The organism is Embleya sp. NBC_00896 (assembly GCF_045207785.1).
Taxonomy (GTDB): Bacteria; Actinomycetota; Actinomycetes; order Streptomycetales; family Streptomycetaceae; genus Embleya.
In genome coordinates, this window is record NZ_CP108777.1 from 2,901,049 (window position 1) to 2,921,739 (window position 20,691).

At 69.7% G+C, this 20,691-nt stretch carries 13 protein-coding genes and 3 pseudogenes; 5 read left to right on the plus strand and 11 right to left on the minus strand.

Annotated features, from left to right (window positions below; translation table 11 throughout):
- Window positions 1–970 precede the first annotated feature (970 nt).
- Entirely contained in the window at window positions 971–5,248 is a 4,278-nt protein-coding gene (locus tag OG928_RS46465; protein WP_406292006.1) for a hypothetical protein, read from the plus strand.
- Here OG928_RS46465 and OG928_RS46470 read toward each other — a convergent pair.
- Genes OG928_RS46470 through OG928_RS46480 form a run of 3 tightly spaced genes read right to left on the minus strand, consistent with a single transcriptional unit; the run spans window position 5,242 to window position 6,703 of the window.
- Window positions 5,242–5,511 (minus strand): DUF2610 domain-containing protein, encoded by a 270-nt coding sequence (locus OG928_RS46470; protein WP_331768057.1) that lies wholly within the window; start codon window positions 5,509–5,511, stop codon window positions 5,242–5,244. The genes OG928_RS46465 and OG928_RS46470 overlap by 7 nt on opposite strands.
- Window positions 5,512–5,513: 2 nt before the next feature.
- Window positions 5,514–6,320: a hypothetical protein gene (locus tag OG928_RS46475; protein WP_331768058.1), complete on the minus strand. Its 807-nt coding sequence runs from the start codon at window positions 6,318–6,320 to the stop codon at window positions 5,514–5,516.
- A complete protein-coding gene (locus OG928_RS46480; protein WP_331768059.1) occupies window positions 6,317–6,703 on the minus strand; it encodes a hypothetical protein in 387 nt (128 codons plus the stop codon). The genes OG928_RS46475 and OG928_RS46480 overlap by 4 nt, the downstream gene beginning before the upstream one ends.
- Before the next feature lie 46 nt (window positions 6,704–6,749).
- On the opposite strand from OG928_RS46480, the gene OG928_RS46485 reads away from it, so the two are divergent.
- Window positions 6,750–10,478, plus strand: coding sequence for a CHAT domain-containing protein (locus OG928_RS46485; RefSeq protein ID WP_331768060.1), 3,729 nt, complete (start codon window positions 6,750–6,752; stop codon window positions 10,476–10,478).
- A gap of 825 nt (window positions 10,479–11,303) precedes the next feature.
- Here the strand turns inward: OG928_RS46485 and OG928_RS46490 are convergent.
- The 4 genes and pseudogenes from OG928_RS46490 to OG928_RS46505 all read right to left on the minus strand — a co-directional run.
- Window positions 11,304–11,489 (minus strand): annotated as a pseudogene (locus tag OG928_RS46490) (helicase associated domain-containing protein); the annotation flags it as partial.
- A 21-nt stretch (window positions 11,490–11,510) separates the two neighbouring features.
- Window positions 11,511–12,272 (minus strand): helicase associated domain-containing protein, encoded by a 762-nt coding sequence (locus OG928_RS46495; protein ID WP_331768061.1) that lies wholly within the window; start codon window positions 12,270–12,272, stop codon window positions 11,511–11,513.
- Between the two features lie 522 nt (window positions 12,273–12,794).
- Window positions 12,795–12,881 (minus strand): annotated as a pseudogene (locus OG928_RS46500) (site-specific integrase); the annotation flags it as partial.
- A gap of 182 nt (window positions 12,882–13,063) precedes the next feature.
- Window positions 13,064–13,504 carry a hypothetical protein gene (locus OG928_RS46505; RefSeq protein ID WP_406292007.1) on the minus strand — a complete coding sequence of 147 codons (441 nt, stop codon included), beginning with the start codon at window positions 13,502–13,504 and terminating at the stop codon, window positions 13,064–13,066.
- On the opposite strand from OG928_RS46505, the gene OG928_RS46510 reads away from it, so the two are divergent.
- From OG928_RS46510 to OG928_RS46520, 3 genes are all read left to right on the plus strand, one after another.
- Window positions 13,488–13,793, plus strand: coding sequence for a winged helix-turn-helix domain-containing protein (locus OG928_RS46510; RefSeq protein ID WP_331768063.1), 306 nt, complete (start codon window positions 13,488–13,490; stop codon window positions 13,791–13,793). The two genes, OG928_RS46505 and OG928_RS46510, sit on opposite strands and share 17 nt — an antisense overlap.
- A complete protein-coding gene (locus OG928_RS46515) occupies window positions 13,790–14,368 on the plus strand; it encodes a transposase (RefSeq protein WP_331768064.1) in 579 nt (192 codons plus the stop codon). Before OG928_RS46510 ends, OG928_RS46515 begins: the two co-directional genes overlap by 4 nt.
- Before the next feature lie 62 nt (window positions 14,369–14,430).
- On the plus strand, window positions 14,431–14,583 hold the full coding sequence (locus OG928_RS46520; protein ID WP_331768065.1) for a hypothetical protein: 153 nt from the start codon (window positions 14,431–14,433) through the stop codon (window positions 14,581–14,583).
- 232 nt (window positions 14,584–14,815) lie between these two features.
- On the opposite strand, the gene OG928_RS46525 is transcribed toward OG928_RS46520, so the two are convergent.
- From OG928_RS46525 to OG928_RS46540, 4 genes and pseudogenes are all read right to left on the minus strand, one after another.
- Complete coding sequence (locus OG928_RS46525; RefSeq protein ID WP_331768066.1) at window positions 14,816–15,235, minus strand: hypothetical protein; 420 nt, start codon at window positions 15,233–15,235, stop codon at window positions 14,816–14,818.
- Between the two features lie 1,224 nt (window positions 15,236–16,459).
- A complete protein-coding gene (locus OG928_RS46530; RefSeq protein ID WP_331768067.1) occupies window positions 16,460–18,148 on the minus strand; it encodes a protein kinase domain-containing protein in 1,689 nt (562 codons plus the stop codon).
- A gap of 665 nt (window positions 18,149–18,813) precedes the next feature.
- Window positions 18,814–19,266, minus strand: coding sequence for a hypothetical protein (locus OG928_RS46535; RefSeq protein ID WP_331768068.1), 453 nt, complete (start codon window positions 19,264–19,266; stop codon window positions 18,814–18,816).
- Window positions 19,267–20,436: 1,170 nt separating this feature from the next.
- A pseudogene (locus OG928_RS46540) lies at window positions 20,437–20,601 on the minus strand (transposase); the annotation flags it as partial.
- Window positions 20,602–20,691 lie beyond the last annotated feature (90 nt).

Consider the following 20,691-nt stretch of genomic DNA (forward strand, 5'->3'; position numbering starts at 1 on the left):
TGTGGACGGGGTGGCGGCTCCCGCGTGCCAGAGGGGCGCATTGGTGGGTCGGGATCGCCGGCCGTTGGGGGTCGGGATTCCCATGAAAGCCCACGATGCCCGGAGATGGTGTCCGTGCCCGTACGCCACAGGACCAGGCGGTGCGATCGGGTGACACAGGCGGACGTCCCGCCCTTTCGGCTCGTGGGCTCGCGCCCGGGCCCCGACACCGCCGTCGCCCTGCGAGCGGAGTCCCGCAGGGCGACGGTGGCGAGGAACGGAGCAGCTGGGCCCGGCCGAACGCGGGAGCCACCAGCCGGGCGATCTCTTTGGCCGCCGTCCCCTGGTGTGACGCAGCCCGAACGGAATTGAGATCGGTCCATCCCCCGGTACGCCCGACTCGTGAGCTCGTTGAACGGTCCGACACGTCGTTTCGGCCAGGGTGGCGATGCTGCACGCCCGCAAGGCCCGCGTCCACTCCGCCGCCGGCGATGCCTACCACGCGTTGGACGATGCTATCGCTGCCTACGACCAGGCCGGCCCCTTCGGCGAAGATCTGCCGGCGATGTGTCGGCTCACGCACGGCGAACTTCAGCTGGTCGCGGCAAGTTCCGCTTCGTCTCCTTCGCGCGCTGAGTCCAGGTCGCTCTTGCGAGCTTCGACGTCGGCGGCTGTGGTCGCTGTCCGTACGGCATCGGCCTGGGAACGAATGGGCTGATGAGTTCCTTTGAACGCTCGACGTGTGCGTTGTGGAGGTGGTTGTCGCCCGCGCTGGAGGCGTCGAGGGCGGTCCGCGTCCGGAGGGGCAGGAGAGTGCCTCGGCAGGCGACATTCGGCCCCCGACGTCGATGACCGCCTCGTATAGTTCGCGAGCATGGACGCGTTCCGATGTCCGGCCATCGGCCGGTTCCTCCGACGTAGGGGGAAGTTCCGCAACAGCCCGGTGGTACCGGCCTCGCGAGGGGGCGATGTCGAGGCGGAGCTGTTGCGTGTGGTCCGTACAGCGGACCCCGCCTCGCTCTCGTCCCACGAGGTGGACTCCGCTGTACGCGGCGCGGTGCAATGGGTGGCGAGTCGGTTGCCCCTGCAGCGGCCCGAAACCGTGGCCGAGGACGCCGAGTACGCGGCCTGGATGCTTTCCGCGGCGGTCGAACACCATCGGGAATCGGCGATCTCCGCCGTGGCCGACGCCGCATCGGACGTCTATGCTCCCGCCGCCGCTGCCATGGCGGACGCGCTGGGCCTGACCGCCCCGGCCATCGGCACGGCCCTCGCCCGGGCGCAGTTCGCGGACTCGGCCCACACGCATTGGACGGTGGTCCGCGCTCTGCAACGGATGGCGATGCGCCGCGCACGAAGGGCCACCGGCCCGCCGGGCCCAGTGATCCCGGGTGAGGATGGCTCTCGTTTGCATCTGCCACCCGGCGTCCACGTACTGCGCCGACCGGCCCCTGCCGCCGGCATCCGAACCGCCTTGGTCGATCCCGCCTCGACCCCGTTCCGCGCGGCTCTCGCGATCGATCCCACCCTGGGTGACAAGGTGGCGGCCGATCCGCGTTGGGGGCGTTTGGTGTTGTGCCTGTACGGCGGTGCTCGCGTTGGGGACCTGCCCGACGGTCGGGCCCGGATCGCGGCGCTGCGCGTGCGGATGGCGGCGAGGATGGCCGTGTCGGAGCGACATCGCCTGGCGGCTCTGGCGGACGGCTGCTGGGCGCGCCTTCCGGTCGACGTCGGCGACGCCTTGGACCTGGACGCGATCACCGTGGACTCTCCGCTCACGCCCATGATCCTGGAGTGGCTGCGCGATGATGCCTTGCCCACCGATGCCGCCGATCGATTACGGCGACTGGCCGCCGACGACGGCGTCGACGCCGATCTGCGCGCGGACGCCGTGGTCGCTCGGCTGGCGATTGCGGACCTGCCGTGGGAGGACGACGAACTGCTCTCGTCGACCGCGGACGAGCCGGTACGCAATCGGGTCCTGTGGCGGCTCGAACGTGTCCGGATCCTGTTGTCGGATGCCGTCGGGGCACTGACTCCCGGCGCGGTGTACAACGCGTTCCGCACCCGACGTCCGACGGCTCCGGAGCAACTGGCGATTTCCGTCGCCGTCGTCCGCGCGCTGGCGACGGTGGAACGACGGCGCAGCGGCTGGGGCGAGCACATCGAGGACGGCCTGCCGCTGTCGTTGCTGGAGTTGGTCAACACACAGCAGGAGAACTCCTACCTCCTGACGTCGGACACGCCCTCGTACAACGTTGCCGTCGCCTTGGACACGGTCGGTGCGGCCTTGGTCCACGGTCGGGGCGCGGGACTGGCCGACGTGTTGTCGAAGATGTCCGTGACGGCCGCTGCGGGCGGCGGTGAGCGCTGGCCGCTGGATCCTCTCGCCCCTGCCGCGGGTCACCCCGTTGCGGAGTCCCTGACCGTGCTGGCGCGGCTGGATCCGGAACTGGCTTTCGTCCGTTGCTGGATGATCGACCGGTTGGCGGGGCAGGTGGTGAGGCAGGGTTTCCTGGTGGAGGCGGCGTGCCTGGTGCTCCGTGATCGGGCCGTGGATCCGGTCAGCGCCGAGCGCAGCCTGCGGGTGCTGGCAGCTGCGGCCGCCATGCCCGCGCTGCTTGAGGCGAGTACCGCCGACACGGTCGTCATGCTGGCCTCGTTGCCTGCTCCGGAAGGCTTCTCGAAGCAGAGCTATCCTCAGGGCAGGGCCCGGATCCGACTGGCGCATCTGTGCGGACAGCGCCTGTCCGCTGCCGACCTGTCGAGCCTTGCGGAGCAAGTGGAGGAGCCCGATGAGGCGTTGCGCCTTCTGGAGTTGGCCCTGGAACTACGGGTGGCCCGGGCGGACGAACGCACACTTGTCGCGATGACCGCCCTGTCCGAGCGGATCGTCTCCCCGACGGAACGCGCGCGTGCCCGCGCACGATTGGCCCGATTCACCGCCGGCGACCCGTTGGACGACCGGGCGGGAACTGCGGCGGAGGTACCCGATCACGAGATGGCGCTGCTGCTCGGTTCGCTCCCCACCCCGATCGAACCCTCGCGCGCCGCTCGGCACGCCGCGCTGGTGGCCGGGCTGGGCAGCGCCGAAGCCAGGGCGGTGGCGCGTGGACGGTCGGCCGAACCACTCCTGGTCCACGAACGTCGTCACCGGCGGCCCTGGGAACCCTCCACGCCGTTGGGATTTCCCTGGGCCCTGACGACGGCGCTGGCGGTGTGCGGCGACGCGTTGGACGCGCTGGGCCCGAGCGTCCCGGAACCGGCGAGTACAGCGGCCGCGTGGTCGGCGTTACCGGATCCGGCGCGGGAAGAAGCCGCTCTCGCCGTGCTGCTGCGCACCGGACGGACCCGACCGCTGGACCTGGACGGCACGGCGTGCGAGGTGGTCGAGCGCCTGCTCGCCACAGGACGGATCGAACCGGTCCGCTGGTTGCTGCCGTTGGCGCGGCTACGCCAGCGCTCCGCACTGGTGGCCGGCTGGCGGGGTTTCGCGGTGACCGACATCGCGGACCTGGCGACGCTGTTGACACTCGAATCCGGTGACCTCGACGAGGCCGCTGTCGACTGCCTGCCGCGCCTGGTGATCCACGACGACGAGTACGTGCGATTTCGCGTGTGGGCCGTTTTCTCCCAGGTGTCCTCCCCGTTCCGAATGGGCACGGTGGGCGCCCCCGTGGTGGCCGGGCTGGCTCGCCTCGCCGCCGCGAACCACGATCGGCCCGTGCGCCGGTTCCTACGCGCGGCGCTCTCCGCGATCGTGTACGACGCCCCGGACGCGCTGTCGGCCGTGCTCACCGAGTTGAGTGAGGACACCCGCTCGCGATCGCTGTTGCTGCGGTCGGTTCGTCGACTGACACCGCTGTCGGCGCGTGGTGTGGACACGCTGCTGCGCCGCGTGGACGGCCCAGAGCGGAGATACCTGCTGAGCGCGCTGGTCGAGGTGGCGGCGAGCCAGGCGGGGCGTGCCGGCCGCAGCGATCTCCAGGTCTTCGTGCCGGTCCTGCGGGATCTGGCGCGCAACGATCTCGGCGATGCCGCCACAATCGCGCTGGAGTTGTTCGGGTTGTGCGCCCCGCCAACGGTGGCGCGCGATCTGTGTGTCGAAGCCGGCGTCGACGCCGTGCGCGCGCTGGGGCACCTCCTCGATCGGGCGGACCTGGAACCGGCCGACCGAGCGATCGTGGTGACGACACTCACCACGTCGGCGGCACGGGAGGACGCGCACGGTGTTCGGGCCGCGTACGAGCTGGAACGCAGCGGGGTACGGGCCATGGGACCACTCTCCGATCCGGTGGCGTGGCTGACCACGTTCCTTCGCATGGACCGGCCGGGCGCGCGGGAGGTATCGCTGATCGACGAGGCCGCGTGGGTCGCGCGCTTCATCACGGCGCAGGCGAGCCGCGAGCGCCTGCTGGACGTGCTGATGCGGGCGGTCGTGGAGGACACCGGTCGGGGCAGGGCCGCCTTCGTCTCGACCACCGGCACCGGCATCGTGGCGGTGCTCGCCCTTGGAGAGATCGCCCTGCTCGCGCCCGAACTCGTGCGGTCGGCGGCCGGGCGCGCACCCGCCTGCGTCCGCGCACTGCGAAGCCTGCCGACCGATGCCGCCGGGGACTCGGCCCACCCCGGGGCCATCCGTGCCCTGACCGCGATCGGTGAGGACATGGGTGCCCTGCTCGCCATGGCCAAGGACTCGCCCGCGGCGATCGACACCCTCATCGAAGCCGTCGCCCGGCTCGACCACCTCGGCGACGCGGCCGTCGCCGCGCTCGTCGACGGTGTGCGCAATGACGACCGGCGGATCCGTGCCCTGGCCGGCAGGACCCTGCAAACGGCCTGCGACCACGGCCTGTTGGCCGACCCCGATCGTGCGCAAAGGCTTGCCGAGATCCTGTTCGACGCGGCCCGACGCCCCGGTGCGGATGTCCCGGTCCTCCTCGAGGATGCGCACGCTCCGCTGCCGATCGGGTCGCTCGCGATGCTCTGCCGAACCACCGCACTGCACCTGCTGAACATCGACCGGCCCGGTCCGGACATCGTCGGCGAGGTGGTCACGCCCTACCCGGACGGGTTCCGGCTTCTCCTGCCCGAAGGAGCATTCGAGACCGGGGTACCGCACCAGTCGGAAGTACTCGCCGAGACCCACGGCTGGACGGAGACGAATGCCTTGACCACGGCCCTCCGGGGGGCCGCCGCATGGGCGGCACAGAGCAGGACGCCGCTGATCGACGTGCTGGAGTCGCTCACGGCGACGGACGGTCAGTGACCGAATCGCCGGATCTCCTCGCCCGCCTCTCTCCAGGCGAACGCGGCCAAATCCTCCAGCCCCACACCCTCCTGGCGGGCGATGCGGTGCAGTTCGGCGAAGGCATTGGCCATTTCGGGGGCGGCGAGTTCGCCTCCGCGCTCTCGTTCCAGCCACGCCAGTTGCTGTTCCAAGGGGTGGGCGTCCGCGGCGGGCTCGCCGACGTAGAACGTCCAGACGAGCGTGGTGTCCTCGAATCGGCACGGGATGTCGAATGGTCGCACCGTCAGGCTCCCTTGCGCAGGCGATCGGTGATGTACTGCCGAGCGTCGTCTCGGTGGATGGTCCCGTCCCGCAGCGCGAAACCGAACAGGTCCGCGATCCGCCGCTGGGAGGTGTCCACCAGTGCCTCGACGAGTTCGGCGTAGTTGTCCACGGCTGCCCGTGCCCGCCGGATCCCGAGGAGCGACACGCACAGGCCGAGCAGGAGGGCCGGCCACCACACCCACACCAGACACATGGCGGCGAGTCCCCACACCACCTGGCCGGACGCGCGAACCAGGTCGGCCTGCGCGGTGGTCACCGGAGTGCGTTCCGCGTCCTCCAACACGACCCACAGCCGAGACCACAACGGCCCGATCCGCAGCCCGTACTGCACGTCCAACCGTTCGTCGAGCAACCGCATGCGGTCGCCCATCCAGGTGGGGCGCGCCGGTAGGTATCGCACCGGATACCCCGGGGCCCCGCGCCACACGGCCCATGCCCGCCGTGCACGCACGATCCAACCCAAGGGAACGCGCAGCCACGGCGCGAACCACACACCGCGCAGCACCGCCGCGAGCGCGCGACCCACGACCCCGACCAACCCGGCGGCGACCAGCAGTACCAGGACCCGGGCGGCCGCCTCGGCCCCGCTCAGCGAGGAGATCGACTTCTCGGCGGCCGTGTCCCACCGGCGCCAATCCAACGCCGCGCCATGGCGCAACGTCGTCGCGGTCCACAGCAGCAGACAAAACAGCGCACCGGGGATGAGCAGTTCCGTCAGCCAGCGATCGGCCAACCGCTTGCCCAACTCGGTCAGCAGGCCGCTCACGGAGCGCTCGCGTCCGGAAGACGCCTCAGCGCCGCGTCGAACAAGTTGCACCACGGCGCGACGCCGTTGCCGTCGCGCGGGTCCATGCGCGCGCACTGGGATCCGGGGCACGCGTACTGCCCGGCCACGAACGGGGTCTGCGCCACCCCGGGGATCCGCCCGAAGCGAGGTCCGCCGTCGCGCACCCCACCGGCCGTCGAAATGCCGACCGCCCGGCAGAAGTCCAGGAGGGTGATCGTCCCCGCCCGCAGTTCGGGCAACTTGCGATCGAACTCGTCTCGCGCCGCCCCTGCGAGCGTGTCTCGCAGCTGTGGAAGCTGACGGCACAAACCCGCGAAGACATCCCGCTCGCCCACGAACAGTCCCCCCTGACGTGTCGACAACGGCATCATACGACCGGAGGGAATCACGGGAGGGGGCTTCGGGGACATGCGCATCGATACGAGTGACGACGACGCGGCAGCGGTGAAGGCACACGCGCGCGCATACGTCGAAACCCGCCGACCCGGTGACCTGACGGCGAGCCTGGCGGCATACCGACGCCTCGCGCAGGACGACCACTCGGGCACGGACAGGCGCGATACCCAGGTGCTCGCTGCCCTGCACCGCGTCCTGGCCGCGGGCGGCCCCGGCACCGCCGAAAACGCCGCGCTGCGTGCCGGGCTCCGGCTGCCCGAGAATGTCGACGAAGGCCGTGTGGCCGCCCTGGCACAACAGCTCGCGGAGCCCGCCCGGGCCCTGGCCGCGGCACAGGGAGCGACGGTCGCGCCGCTGCCGACGGCGTGGCTGGACGTGGTGGCCGAAACCTTCGCCGAACGCGCCGACGCCCGCACCTCGTCGGCCGACCTTTCCGCCGTGATCGCTTGTCTGCGTCATCCGCGCACCGAGCCGCTGCGGGCCGACGGGCTGAGCCTCGCCGGTTGGGCCCACTTGGAGCGCCATCACGCCCTCGGTGATCCGCGCGACCTGGCGCACGCGGTATCCGCGTTCGATCTCGCACGGTCCCTGCCGACCGAGGAACGCCCGGCAAGCCGGCCCCGTCTCGCCCACGCCGGCACGGCATACCTGGAAGCCCATCAGCACACCGGCGACGAGAACCACCTGTGGACCGCGTACACGCTGCTCAAGGCGGCCGTCGCGCACGATCCGAGGGACCTCGACGCGAGGCTTTCCGTGGCCCACACGATGCGTCTGCTCGCGGAGGTGGTCACCTCACGCGACTACGCGTTCCGGTTGTCCGGCGAGGCCGTCGTGTTCATCGAGGAGTCGCTCACCGAGACGGCTCTCGACGACCGCGCCCGACGCACGTTGCTCTTCCACCTCGCACGCGTCCTGGTGCACCGTCACGCTCTCACCGGTGATCCCGCGTTGCTCGACGACGCCGTCGCCCGTGCTCGCGGCGCGGCCCGGGACGGCGTACCGGCAAGTGCCCTGTTGCTCGTCGACTGTCTCCTGCTACGCGGCGGATGGCGGCAGGACCCGGACGGGATCGACGAAGGTGTCGCCGCGCTGCGCCCCGTCCTGGACGCGGCCGTCGACGACGTCACCCGGGCCGACTGCCTCCGCCGTATCAGCGTGGCTCATCAGGCCAAACACGCGATCAAGGGCGAACGCGCCCTCCTTGACGCTGCTGTGGACATCATCGCCGAAGCCCTCACGCTCGTCCCCGTCGACACCCCCCTCGAAGCCACGTGCCTGAGCACACGCTCGGACCAACTCGCCACCCGCCATCGCTGGTACGGAGCCGCCGGCGACCTGGACGAGGCGATCGACCTGGCCCGAGCGGCGGATCCCGACGGCCGGACCCCGGTCCCGGGCAAGCTGCTCCTCGACCGCTATCACGTCACCGGCGATCTCGCCGACCTCGACCGGGCCATCAACGCACTACGCCGCGTCGCTCGACCCCGTGCGGCGTCCGTCCTCGGCGACGCCCTGCGCGGCAGATACGCACACGTCGGTGACCTTGACGATCTGCACGAGGCCGTCGCCCTCCACCGCGAGGTACATCACCGTACGATCCACCACACCCACACCGGCGACCCCAGTTGCGCAGACCTGGCCGCGTCGCTGCTGGATCTCTTCGACCGGACCGATGACCCGGCGACGCTGAAGCAGGCGTTGGCGTGCGCACGAGCCCGCGCCGAATCGGGCACGGCCGACGCCGCCGTGACCCTGGCCGGCGCCTTGCTCCGACGGTTCGCTCTCGACGGGGATCGGCAAGTCCTCGACACAGCGGCGGACTTGCTCGATCCCGTGCTCGAACAAGGCCGCGCGGCACCGGGAGTACTCGCCGCCGCGAACCTCGCCATGGCCGACATCCTGCTGACGCGTCGCCGAGAGGGATCCGAGGGTGACCTCGACGTGGACCGGGCCGTCGTTCGGCGTACCGCCGCCCGCCGGCTGCTCCCGCCGGGTTCGGCCGAGCACACCCGCGCGGGGCTGTTGCTGGCCGAACTCCTGGTCGCACGGTGGCAACAGCACAGGCGGGACGCCGACTACCGAACGGCGCTCGACCTAACGGCGGATCCGCTCGAACACCGGTCTCTCCCCGCACTCGATCGACTCAAGGCAGCCACCTTGCACGCCCGTCTCCTGGCGACCGGCCGCGCCCCAAGGGCCGAGGCGACCCTGGCGGCCTTCCGTACCGCCGTGGACCTCATCGACAGCAGTGTGGGGTGGCAACTGTCCGACGCCGATCGCAAGCGCCGCGCCATGGAACTGAGCATGCTGGGAACCGACGCCGCCGCCTCCGCGTTGGCGACCGGCGACGGCGAACTCGCCGTGGAGATGCTCGAGCGCGGGCGGTTCGTCGCTTGGGGACACATGGTGCGCGATCACGCGGATCTCGCCGAACTACGAAGGCTCGAACCGCGACTCGCCGGGCGGATCGAGCGTGCTCGGTCCACGCTGAACCAACTCCTGACCATCCGCCCACCGCAACAGACGCCACGCTGGCGAGAACGTGAGGAGCAGACCGGCGAACGGGCCCGGCAACGGGATCACACTCGTACCGAGCTCGACGCCCTGTACGAGCAGGCCGCTCGAGCGTTGGGCCGTGCGGCATTCGTCGGGCCGGCCGACCCGGACGCGCTGAGGGAAGCGACGCGGGGAGGCACGGCCGTCATCGTCAACGTCAGCCACCTGCGCTGCGACGCGATCCTCATCGACCCCCGGCGGATCCGCATCCTGGAGTTGACCTCCCTCGACATGCGCGACGTGCTGGACCATGCCCGCCGCTACCGCGACGCGACCAACACGTTCACCCGCATGCTGGCCGAGGGCGACATCCTGGGCAAGTATCGGGCGGAGCAGGACATGCTCGACGTGCTGGCCTGGCTCTGGGACACTGTGGGCGACCCGGTGACGCGCGCCGTCGCCGGGGACAACACGACGCCGCCGAGGGTGTGGTGGTGCCCCACCGGTCCGCTCGCGATGCTTCCCCTGCACGCCGCAGGGCGCGGGGACGAGGCCGTTTCGGAACGGGTGGTGTCCTCCTACACCGTCACGCTCAACCACCTTCGGCTGGCGCGCGACCGACCCGTCGCCGCCGACACCGGCCGACCGCTGGTTGCCACGATATCCGCCTTGCCCGACCGGCCCGACCTACCGCGACTGGTGGGTCCGAGCCGCGACGCGGATGTCCTGGCCCGACGACTGCGACCAAAGCCGGTGCGCTTGGACGGGCGCGAAATCACCCGCGACCGTCTACTCCTCGCGCTCACCCGGCATTCCTGGCTGCACATCGCCGGCCACGGAAGCCAGGAGGCCGACCCTCTCGACAGCGGCCTGCACCTGGCCGACGGAGTCCTCACCTTTCAGGACATCGTCGCGGAACGCGCCTTCGCCGAAGCGGTGTTCCTCGCCGCGTGCCATACCGCCGTCGGCGACACCCGGCAGTTCGATGAGGGTACGCACCTCGCCGCCGCGCTCCAGATAGCCGGTGTGCGCCATGTCATCGCCGGATTGTGGCAGGCGATCGATCACGACTACGCCCAGGAGACCCCGGTCGCCGGCCTGATCTACGACACCTTGATCGACGACGGCACCCTACGCCCGGATCGGGCCGCTCACGCAGTGCACCACGCCCTTCGAGAGCTCCGTCGAACGGCCCCGTTCAACCCGACGCTCTGGGCCCCCTACCTGCACTTCGGACCCTGACCGAGCACGCCGCATCGGACCTCCTTTGCCGAGTCGCCGCGAACGTGCGAGCGAAGTCGTCGAGAGCCATGTCCACGCCGTGGGGCGACACAGGGTCCTCCAGCGCTCGAACCCCGGCGGCCATCGCATGACAACACGCCCGAGGGGCGAGGCGGACGGAGGGACACGCAGACCAGGTCGCCGTACCCGAGTCGCTCGCGACGCTCCGACCCAGGAGCTACCCGGGCGAGTTCACGCATCTCCGGAAGGCGCAGAACGCGGTGAGCGACTGATCGGCACGCGCCGGTGTGGGGAACAGTGCCGAGCACCACGCAGGTTCGACGTGTTGTCCGACGTAGTCGACCCGGCAGCGGACGACGCGCGGTCGGTCGTCGAACGGCAGTCGGGAGGTGCTCTCGACTCACGCATGGGGCGAGGCTACTGAAAGTTTCGGTTCCGGGTTAGGGGCCGGTTGTGGGTGTATATCGGTGTCATGCGGTATCCCGGGGCAGCCCGACCGCGAAACAGCGGGCCCAGCCGGAGCAAGTGCGGTATGGGTGATTCGGGAATTGGCCAACGACGAAGGCGTCACCTCCCGGACCGTGATGACCCAAGATGCCGCCGCCCGACCCGACGAGGAACACCGCACGATGCATCGCCGCCTCGAACCCCTGCTCCAAGGGCCGCCGGACCCCGCCCCGGCACCAAACAACCGCACCCTGAAACCACCGTAGCGGCAGAACCAGACGCCGAAAGCACGATTGCCGCCTTCCTCCCCGGGCGGACCACAACCGACCAAGGCCTCACGCCCGAGGCCGACGCCCGGGTCCCGGGTCGTGATCGGCACTATGCCCACCGCATTCCGAGCCGAGTCAGCGCTTGAACCCGCTCCGCTGCCCATGTCGTCTGTCGTTGGCGTGCATTAGCGAGTGCGACACCCAACTTCACCCCGTGCGCCTCACCGCCCGCCTCGACGGTCTCGACGCGTTTGCGCGGCACGACCAGGTGCCCTTCCCGCTCGCGGAACGCGGCCGCGGCAGCGAGGGTAAGCGCTCACCGGTCCACCGGCAGTGCACGCTGCGTCGCGACCTCGGCCACCTCGACACCCACCCCGGCCAAGGCCTCCCGCTGCGCCTCCGACAACCCTGCTGCGCTGCGCCGTTGCCGCTGAAGCCAGGCGCCGACGTCCTCGCCGCCGATGGTGTGTCCGGATACGAGCTCGTCGAGCGTTCCGCCGCTCTCGATGTGCAGTCGTACCGCGGTGAGTATGCGTTGCCAGTCCAGGGGCCACCGCAGGACGGGGTCCTGGCGTCCGGTGGAGTTCCAGTCGGGGTCGATCGCGGCCAGGCGTTCCCACCGCTGTGCCCAGCGTGCGGGGTTCTTGCGGCATTCCAGTGGTCGGCGCCAGTTGGCGAGGAATTGTCCGACGGGGTAGTTGTTGACGGCGGCGTTCTTGGGTGCGGCGAGGTGTCCGTGGACGGCGAAGTACGCCCGGCACATGGCCAGTCCGTCCTCGAACGCGGTGTCGTCGGGGCTCCACACCATCCCCAACGCCTCGAGCAACTCGATCCACCGCGCACTGATCGCCCCCACCGACCACGCCCGCCGCTGCTCACTGATCCACGCCCCCACGGGATGGCTGGTCCCGGTCTCTGCGTCGTAGTCGATGGCCTCCAGCGGAATCCCCAGGTCGCCGTGGGTGGTGTGCCATCGCCGGGCGGCGACGTAGCCGCGGCGCCAGTCCCGGCGTTCGGGGTCGATGACCCGCAGTTTGACGAAGTCGGCGAGAAGTGCGGGGTCGCGGATCGCGCTCATCGGGATCATCTCGGCCCGCCGCGCGGCCCAGATGCTCGATCATCCGTCGCCTCGTTGTACCGGGCGCTCGCCGAAGTTGAGGGCGCCGCCGTGGACGACGGCCTGCCGCCGATCAGGCCCAAGCCTGCCCGCATCGGTCGCCCCGACGATCCGCTGACGCCCGAGGAGGCCGAGCGTGTCCGAAGGCGGGGGTGTCGCCCATCGTGCGCCATGCAGCCCCAAAGACTCGAGTCTTCGCTGTCGCTCCGCATACGGCCCTGAGGCCGCGCGCCGTATCCGGTCGGGAAGCGGGGGAATGCGCCCTGCCCTGTGGGGTCTTCCCTGGAAGGATGAGTGACTCAACGCCGGGACGACGGCGGACCGGCCACCGGACCAACCATGCCGAGAAACACAGGGCCGCCACTGGAAGCCTCCGCACGACAGTGACGATGGACTCCGTGACTCCCACCTCCGCGCCCGGCCCCGTGCCACGGACGGCGCGCCCAGCGGACCCGGTTCACTGGTGCGGCCCAAACAGATGGCTCAGCGGCGCGCGTTACCGGGTGCGAGGAGGCTGGTCAGCTCCGAGATCGCCTCGGGGGAGGGCTTGAAGTAGCGGCGGACGTGTTCGCCCCGCCCGGTGCCCCTACAGGCCCCGCCACTGCTTTGCCGCAGCTCACGCCCGGGATCGCATCGGCGTGCCCGGTCCGATCAAGGGGGTGGGCGTTGAGGTCGAGGGGATGCATCCGTTGCGCGAGGTGGTGCGGGCCGAGAGAGTGTTCGGCGCACGGACGAGCGCCGAGGTCCCGGCGTTAGCGTTGCGCGCCCTCCCCGCCCGCTGCGGCGGGGGTGTAGTCGCGTCGCTCTTTCAGGGTGCGCCCGGTGGCGGAGGACAGACGCAGGAAAATCGCGCCGCCGGTCAGTATCAGGGCCCAGGACATGTCGTCGGCGCTGCTCGTGGCGGGCGCCGGGCGGGCGGCAACCCAGTCGTTCGGGTCCCAGGCCACCTCCAACGACTCTCCCTTCCTCGCAACGCGTTTCGTGGTCGTCATCGCGCGGGGCCCATCGCCCGGGCACTCCAGGCGGTAGACGTATTCGGTCCAGGTGCGGGTGCTGCTGTGGCCGTCGGCGTCCGTGGTCGTGGCGGTTCGGGTGCGCGCGTCATAATCCTGGGCTTTGCACACAGACCGGTGGCCTCGTTGCTCCAGGGTGTACTCGTCCACCGCGGTCGGGACGATGGCGAACGCCGCCACACCGAAGGGGATCACGGCCAGGAACGACAAGCCGAGGAAGCTGTACGCGGAGTTGGAACGGGGCCCGGCTGCGCACGGCTGGGTCGAGGACCGGTTTTGGACCGTCGCCCGGGTGGCCACGGTGATCGCCCGTCGCTTCCACGTGCGCTTCAGTGTTCCGCAGACCTGGCGGATCCTGCGGCAGATGGGTTGGACGCCGCAGGCCCCGGTGCACCGCGCCGTCGAGCGCGACGAGGCGGCGGTGGCCACCTGGGTGAAAGAGACGTGGCCGCGCGTGGAAAGACGGTGAGGGACCAAGGCGCGTGGTTGTGCTTCGCGGACGAGGCGGGACAGACGCTGCGTCCACCGAAGGCGCGCGCCTGGTCCCGGCGGGGCCACCCGCCCGTCGTCCCCGTCAGCGGCAAGGGCTCCGGACGCATCTCGCTCGCCGGCCTGGTCTGTTGCGCGCCCGGCCGGCGCACCCGGCTCTTGTTCCGGATCCGGGTGCACCGCGGTCGCAAGGGCGATCCCAAGGGCTTCCGCGAGAAGGACTTCGCCGAGTTGTTGGACTCCGCACATCAACAGCTCGGCGGCCCGATCGTGTTGGTATGGGACAACTACACCCATCACATCGACGCCGCGATGCGGGAGTTGATCGACGCGCGGGCCTGGCTGACCGTGTTCCGGTTTCCCACCTACGCGCCCGACCTCAACCCGGCCGAGGGCGTGTGGGCCCACCTGAAGCACAGCCTTGGAAACCTGGCCGCGTGCACGACCGTCGAACTCGCCGCCCTGGCCCGCACCCGACTGAAGAGGATGCAATACCGACCCACCCTCCTCGACGGCTTCATCGCCGAGACGGGACTGATCCTGGCCCCGCCGTAGTCACCCCCAACCGAAATTCTCAGTACCTGGCGGACGGCGCGTGGGAAGAGGAGGCCGACGCCGTGCCCGACTTCCCGTCGTTCACGGCCTGGTTCGAGGCGATGGCCGCGGCCTTCACCTCCGCGCGGCCCCCGGCGTGGTTCGACGAGATGGGCACCCCCGGCCTGGTCTGGCTCGCCAGTGACGGAATCTTCCGGACCGGCGGCCGGCACTGACCGGAGCCCCGACCGGCAGCGGCGATGTGGCGTGCTGTGCTGCTGGTAGCCGTCCGGTCGATCCTGTGACTGTAGGGGGCCGTTCTACAACGTGAGACTTCCGCGGACTGAGGCAGCATGAACTCCGTTGAGAACAGCAGGTCAGAGGATCGGCGTCCGCGAGATCGTTTGAGAACCTACAACTGATTTGTTGAACTTCGGGGTACCGAACTGAGCCAAGGCACGACAGTTGTCACCAAGGCAGGCTTGTTGTCACTACGCGTTCGGAGCCTTGATCTGCCGGGGACTCGGTCCTGGCAACGCCGGTGCAGGCCAGCACTGCGGTGGCGGTGGCGTTGAGGAAGAGCATGAACGTCCATGACGAATCTGTCGCGACGATCTGGCCGATGCGGAGGAGTTCGTCCTCTGCCTCCAGGAGGCGGTCGACGGTGGCGGCCAGGGCCAGTGTCGGCCGGCCGCGCTTTCGGGTGTGCCGGAGCCGTATCCGGTAGGTGTGTGCGAGCCGGTCGGCAGGAACCAGGCCGTCCCAGACGACGAACGTTGCCCCGGCGATCAAGGCGTCACGTGCGGGGCCACATTCCATGGTCTGCTCGCCCAGTATCCCGGCGAGGCCGTCGCGCGTCACGTGACAAGAAGGCGGCTGATTGAGCATCTGTGACAACCACCTGCCTCCCAGGCGACAACCAAGCTGCTTCGGCCCGGCCCTTCTGCCAGCCTAGACGGCTCCACCGGTGACAACTATCGAGCCTTGGCACACGAACGGTGGGCACCTGCCCGGCCCCATGGCCACGAATCCGAGACCGGCCGGTCGAAGCCCCGAACACCATCACCCGCAAGAGTGAACGATGGTCTGCCGAAGACCGACAGTGCTCAGGGATACGCGACCGAGAGACCGGCGACGGCTTGAGCCGGCGGGTGCTCGGCCGGCCGTGCCCTACGCCGTCCGCCGCCGCACCGGCATTGATCGACAGCGCGGGCCCGCGTGTTCGGCGCATCACCCCGACGGCAGCGTCCACTTGGAGTATGTGGCCGAGGTTCTCGTCGATCACGGCGTCTGTGTCGAGTACGACCATTGCGGCATCCGGCGAGTGGGCCGGGCCTCACGTCCGTGGTGTCACGGCATGTGCTCCCGGTCGGATCATCAGGGCCGTCAACGGGCGGGTTCGGGTGGGCTGGACGACTTCGAGCCAGGCGTTTCCGCAGGGGACGCAGCGCACCCGTCCCGTCACCAGCACCGCGTTTGCCGACATCCTCGCGCGCACCGGCCGAACCTGGGCCGCCTGCGCCGCCGAAGTGCGGAAAGTCGCGGCGGAAGCCGGACACCCGCTCCGCTACGACGCGTCCACGGTCGCGCACTGGTTCACCGGCAGGGTTCCCCCGCAGCGCGTGCGGCCGCTCGTGGTGGAAGCGTTCGCGCGGATACTCGACGCGACCGATCTGTCCGCCTTTGAACATCGTTCTGCCAGTAGCCGCAGCCTGGACAAGCGACACCCCATGCCCGCATTTCACGCAGGACGTGCGCGAACGCGACGGTCGCCGGGAATGGTAGGCGTGAGGACGGCTCGCGCGGGCGTCGGGAATTCTGCCGGGGTGGGCGCTTCGGCGCGGCCCTCGCGAACCGCGGCGCAGTACACCGCCTTCCCGCAGTGGTGGGTGGACCACGTCCCCGCAATCCCTGGGAACGCACCGCCAGGTCGTCTTGCTCGGACCATCCGATCGACGATGAGGGCCGTTGACGGCTCCTGGAAGCCCGGCGTTCACCCTTTGCCGACCCTGGTCGACGCCGATGGGGCCTGAACCGGGGCCTCGGTGGACCCCACGAGGCACCGGGAGTGGCGACGCACGACCTACCGTCCGGCGTAGCCGCCCGTGACCGTCACTCCCCGGGGCGACTCGGACGTCGACTCACGAACTCCTGGACGAGCGCGGCGACCACGAGGAAGCCGAGGCCGATCTCGCTCACCTGGACGATGGTGCGAGGTGGCGGCGTCATGCTCGAGAACGCGAGAATCATGCCGCCCACCCAGAAGATCGCGATGTACGCCGCAGGAGCGGAGCGGCTGCGGAAGAACGCGAAGAGGGCGAACAACACGAGGATCACAACAGGCACGACGGCGGCGGTGTAGCGGGTGCCCAGGTCGTCCACCGACCAGCCGACACGTTCGCCGTACGCGCCGTACGCGAAGCCATCCGAGTACCTGGACGCGTCGTCGGTGTAGGAGAACAGCGCCCCGGTGAGCACCGCCGGAGGCATCCATGCGATCAGCGCGGACACCCGCGCCGACCACACCAACGCGAGAACAGCCGACACAGCGGCGATGAACGCGACGACGTTCAGGCCACAGAAGTCGTCGGGGCCCACACTCAAGAACGTCAGCGGGATCATCGCGATCCCCGCAGACGCGACGAGGCCATCGGCCGAGACGCGGAAACGAACCGCCCACGGACTGCCCTGTTCCGCGAACCGGTGGTTCGGTTCCACCAGCCGCGTGGCGGCGTGCGCGGCGGCGTCGTGGACAGGCGGCGGCGCCGGAATGCCGTGCGCGCCGACCGGAGCGGCCGGTTCCGTAGCCCGCGCGACGCCGACCGCCCCGGCCGAGACGTACCTCGGTGCGCCGTCCCCCGCCGGCAACGCCTGTGTCGGGATGTTCGGCGCACCTTCGGGCCGCGGTGGCGGTGCCGACCGCGCCTGCGCAATGGGAGCGTCCGCCACGCTCCCCGTCTCGGCTTCGGCACGCAGCCGAGCCTCGACGCCCTCCAAAGCGCCCCGGAGTTCGGCCGCACTGCCGTAGCGCTGCGCCGGGGACTTGGCCAGCAGGCGTAGCACGACCGCATCGACGTGATCGGGGATCCGGGGCCGCAGCGCGGACGGCGGCGAAGGGTCCTTCACCAGGTGCTGGTTCATCACAGCGAACGGCGAATCCCCGGTGAACGGAGGCCGCCCGGCCAGGAGTTCGTACAAAAGACAGCCCAAGGAGTACAGATCCGAGCGCCCGTCCACCGCAGCGCCGTCGATCTGCTCCGGCGACAGGTACGCGGGTGTGCCGACCATCACCCCGGTCGCGGTCAGTCGGGTCGTGGTCTCCGCGAGGGCCTTGGCAATGCCGAAGTCGAGCACCTTCACGCCGTCCGCAGCGCTCAGCATGACATTGGAGGGCTTGATGTCGCGATGGATGAGGCCGTGCCCGTGGCTGTGCACGAGTGTGTCCGCGATGTCTCGAGCGATCGCCACCGCACGGGACACTGCCGGCAACCCGTCGCGGAGGGCATCGGCCAGGGTGCGGCCGTCGATGTACTCCATGACCAAGAATGGGGAGACCCCATCGTCGGTCGTGTCCTCGCCGACGTCGTACAGCGTCGCAACGCCTCGGTGTGACAGCGCCGCGACGGTGCGCGCCTCGCGGCGAAACCGCGTCCGGAACTCTTCCTGCCGGGTCAATTCGACGGGCAGCACCTTGACCGCGACCGTACGCCCGAGTTCCCGGTCGACCCCCCGCCAGACCTCGCCCATACCGCCTCGGCCCACCAGAGCCTGCAACTCGTACCGCGCCCCGAGAACGCGCATTTACCCCCGCCTTCGATTGTCGATCCCTCTGCAGCGGAACATACCGAAGAACACATCGACGCGAGCCGCGAACTCACGCGGGCCCGGGCCGACCGACACCTCGAAGAGGGCATGGCCCAAGGCCTCGAGCCGCCACCGTGGTGCGGCATTTCTCGAGAGGGTCTGCCATCTGGGACGGCTCTGCGAAGTCCGGGCGTTCGACGCGGTCGGTCCAGTACGCCTTGAGCGCCTGGCGCACCTGGTCCTCCGAGGCGGTGACCAGTCCCCGGAGCCCGCCGCTCAAGGGAGCGGCCGGTCCTCCGTGGTCGACGGCTCGGCTCGTAGTGCGATCAGGCGTTGTCGAAGGTCGGGTTCGTCGGGTGTCGGCACCTCGTCCGGGCACGCGATGTGTGCCCGGACGGGCGGAGGGATGTCGTCGCCGGCCCGGTGGGCGAACTCGGCGCGCGCCTGTTCGACAGCTTCGGGGTAGGCCGCGGCCTTGTCGTGTTCGGCGAGCGCCCGGTAGACGCTGGATCGATTGTGAGAACCATGCTCGTGCCCGAGGAACCCGATCGATTTCGCTCGACGAGATCTGTTGCGATCATCGCAATTGTCGGGGGCGAGGCGGCAACGGAGGGGGATTCTGCGGACGCGGTCCCGGTCGCACCGTGGACGCGTATGTCCGTTCACTCTCGGATCAGTTCGCACACCTGGGGGTACACCTCCCTCAAGGCGCCCCGAAAGTGGTCGCCACGCTCGGGCAGACACGCCCGTTCCCGACGGTCCTCCACGAATGAGTGCGCGTGCCACGAATGATCGTCGGTGGCCCTCCAAGCGCACTCGCCGCCATGAGGAAAGTCAGGAAACTGGTCGGCGGTGATGTCCACGATCACCTCATCGCGCTCCAGCCAGGCGTGAGTCTGCGGGTGCCGCTGCCCGGTGACGATCTCCCATTCGCCCAACCCCAGCGACGTCAGATACTCGCCCAACAACTCGCATGCGTTTCCGCACGCTCCATGCGGAAACGTCTTCAAACCCAGACAGTCGTCGGCGAACAGGCCTGCGCCTCGCGCACACACCATCGCGGCCCGGAATCGGATCGCTGCCGCTCGCACCTGTGCGAACTCATCGAGGTCCATGCCACAAGCATGTAAGCCACCCACGACCCACCACCGCAGACCCGTCTCACATCTTGGTTACGAGTCGCCGTCTCGAGTCGTCCCACGGAACCGGTGACACTCGGGCGGCGCGTTGTTGGCGACTTCGACTCTGCTCTGGCGTGATCCCCACCGACGGCTCGCACCGTCCTGCGGGAGCACGTGAAGGACGCCGGATCGCAACTGTTCATCATGACCGCAACGTTCGCCGCCCACGCCGTTCGGCACGCCGCCCAGACGCTCCGCGAAAGCTGCCGGGCCCAGAACTCGTGGCTGTCGGGTTGTGGGAGGTTTTCGATGAGAGCACCTGCCTTCCTGAGCACGTCGAGGTAGCGATATCGGTCTCCCAGGCATCCACGATGCGACATCCTGGGCGCATCCGTCCGAGGAAGAACCGGAGCAGCCCATGAGGTTCACCCTGGTGACGGGTGCGAACACGCCGCCGCAGCGCGGCGAAGCCAGATTGTCCAGCGACGACTGGGACGACTGGCTCCGCTACGAGACGCAGTTCTTTCTCACCTACTGCGATCTCAACGGCGGCGACCACGAAATCGGCCTGGTCAAGATCGCCCACTTCGGCATGGGGGACGGCCACGGCCCCGGCCGCCCATCGGCGCCGGTCGCCGCCGAGCCTCCGGCGCGGCGTCGTCCCGAACTCCTTCCGTCGTTCTACCGTCTGGACGAGAGCTATTTCTCCCTGGGCCAGGACGACAGCTACTACGAGCGTCTGGACGATCTCGGAGAGACGGTCAGAGACGAGATTCTAAACGGGCTTCGGGACGTCGCTCTTGACGCGCGACTGTTCGAACGCGCCCTGACGGAACCCGTCACCGCGATGTCACTGCTGCGCTCGGTCCCTCGCGCCACAGTGGAGGGCCAGTACCGACGGCTGGCCGGCGGCGGTGCCAGCCTCAGCCGGTTCGGCCTGACCTACACCCTGCCGGGTCCTCGCCCGGACGCCGAGGACGTCTGCCTGGCGTTCAACGTCACCCCCGGTGTCGATCCACCGACGAACGTCCACGTCCTGATCGGACGCAACGGCGTGGGCAAGACACACATCCTCCAGAACCTGACCCGGGTGCTGGTCGACGCCAACGCCGACCCTCACAGGCTGGGACGCTTCTCCGATGCCCAACTCCTGGGCATGCTCACCGACACCAGGACGTACAGGATGCTGTCGACGACCAGCCGACGCGGGAACTTCAACGGCCGACCGCCCCGCGTCGGGTCCCGCACCGGCAACAACTGCTCGATCAAAGCCCATTGCCGATCCGTCAACGACGAGTCGTAGGGCGGCTTGCAGACACACACGCACATGCCCGCGATCGTGAGCTGCCGCCGACAACCACACCGAGGATCTACACAACAGACCGAAAACGATCAGTTGCCCAACATTTTCTGAGCTTG

Coding starts and splice junctions, on each gene's coding strand:
- OG928_RS46510 (WP_331768063.1), top strand. CDS start 13,488: ATGGCGAACGCCGCCACACCGAAGGGGATCACGGCCAGGAACGACAAG.
- OG928_RS46495 (WP_331768061.1), bottom strand. CDS start 12,272: ATGAGCGCGATCCGCGACCCCGCACTTCTCGCCGACTTCGTCAAACTG.
- OG928_RS46485 (WP_331768060.1), top strand. CDS start 6,750: ATGCGCATCGATACGAGTGACGACGACGCGGCAGCGGTGAAGGCACAC.
- OG928_RS46525 (WP_331768066.1), bottom strand. CDS start 15,235: ATGCTCAATCAGCCGCCTTCTTGTCACGTGACGCGCGACGGCCTCGCC.
- OG928_RS46535 (WP_331768068.1), bottom strand. CDS start 19,266: ATGGACCTCGATGAGTTCGCACAGGTGCGAGCGGCAGCGATCCGATTC.
- OG928_RS46530 (WP_331768067.1), bottom strand. CDS start 18,148: ATGCGCGTTCTCGGGGCGCGGTACGAGTTGCAGGCTCTGGTGGGCCGA.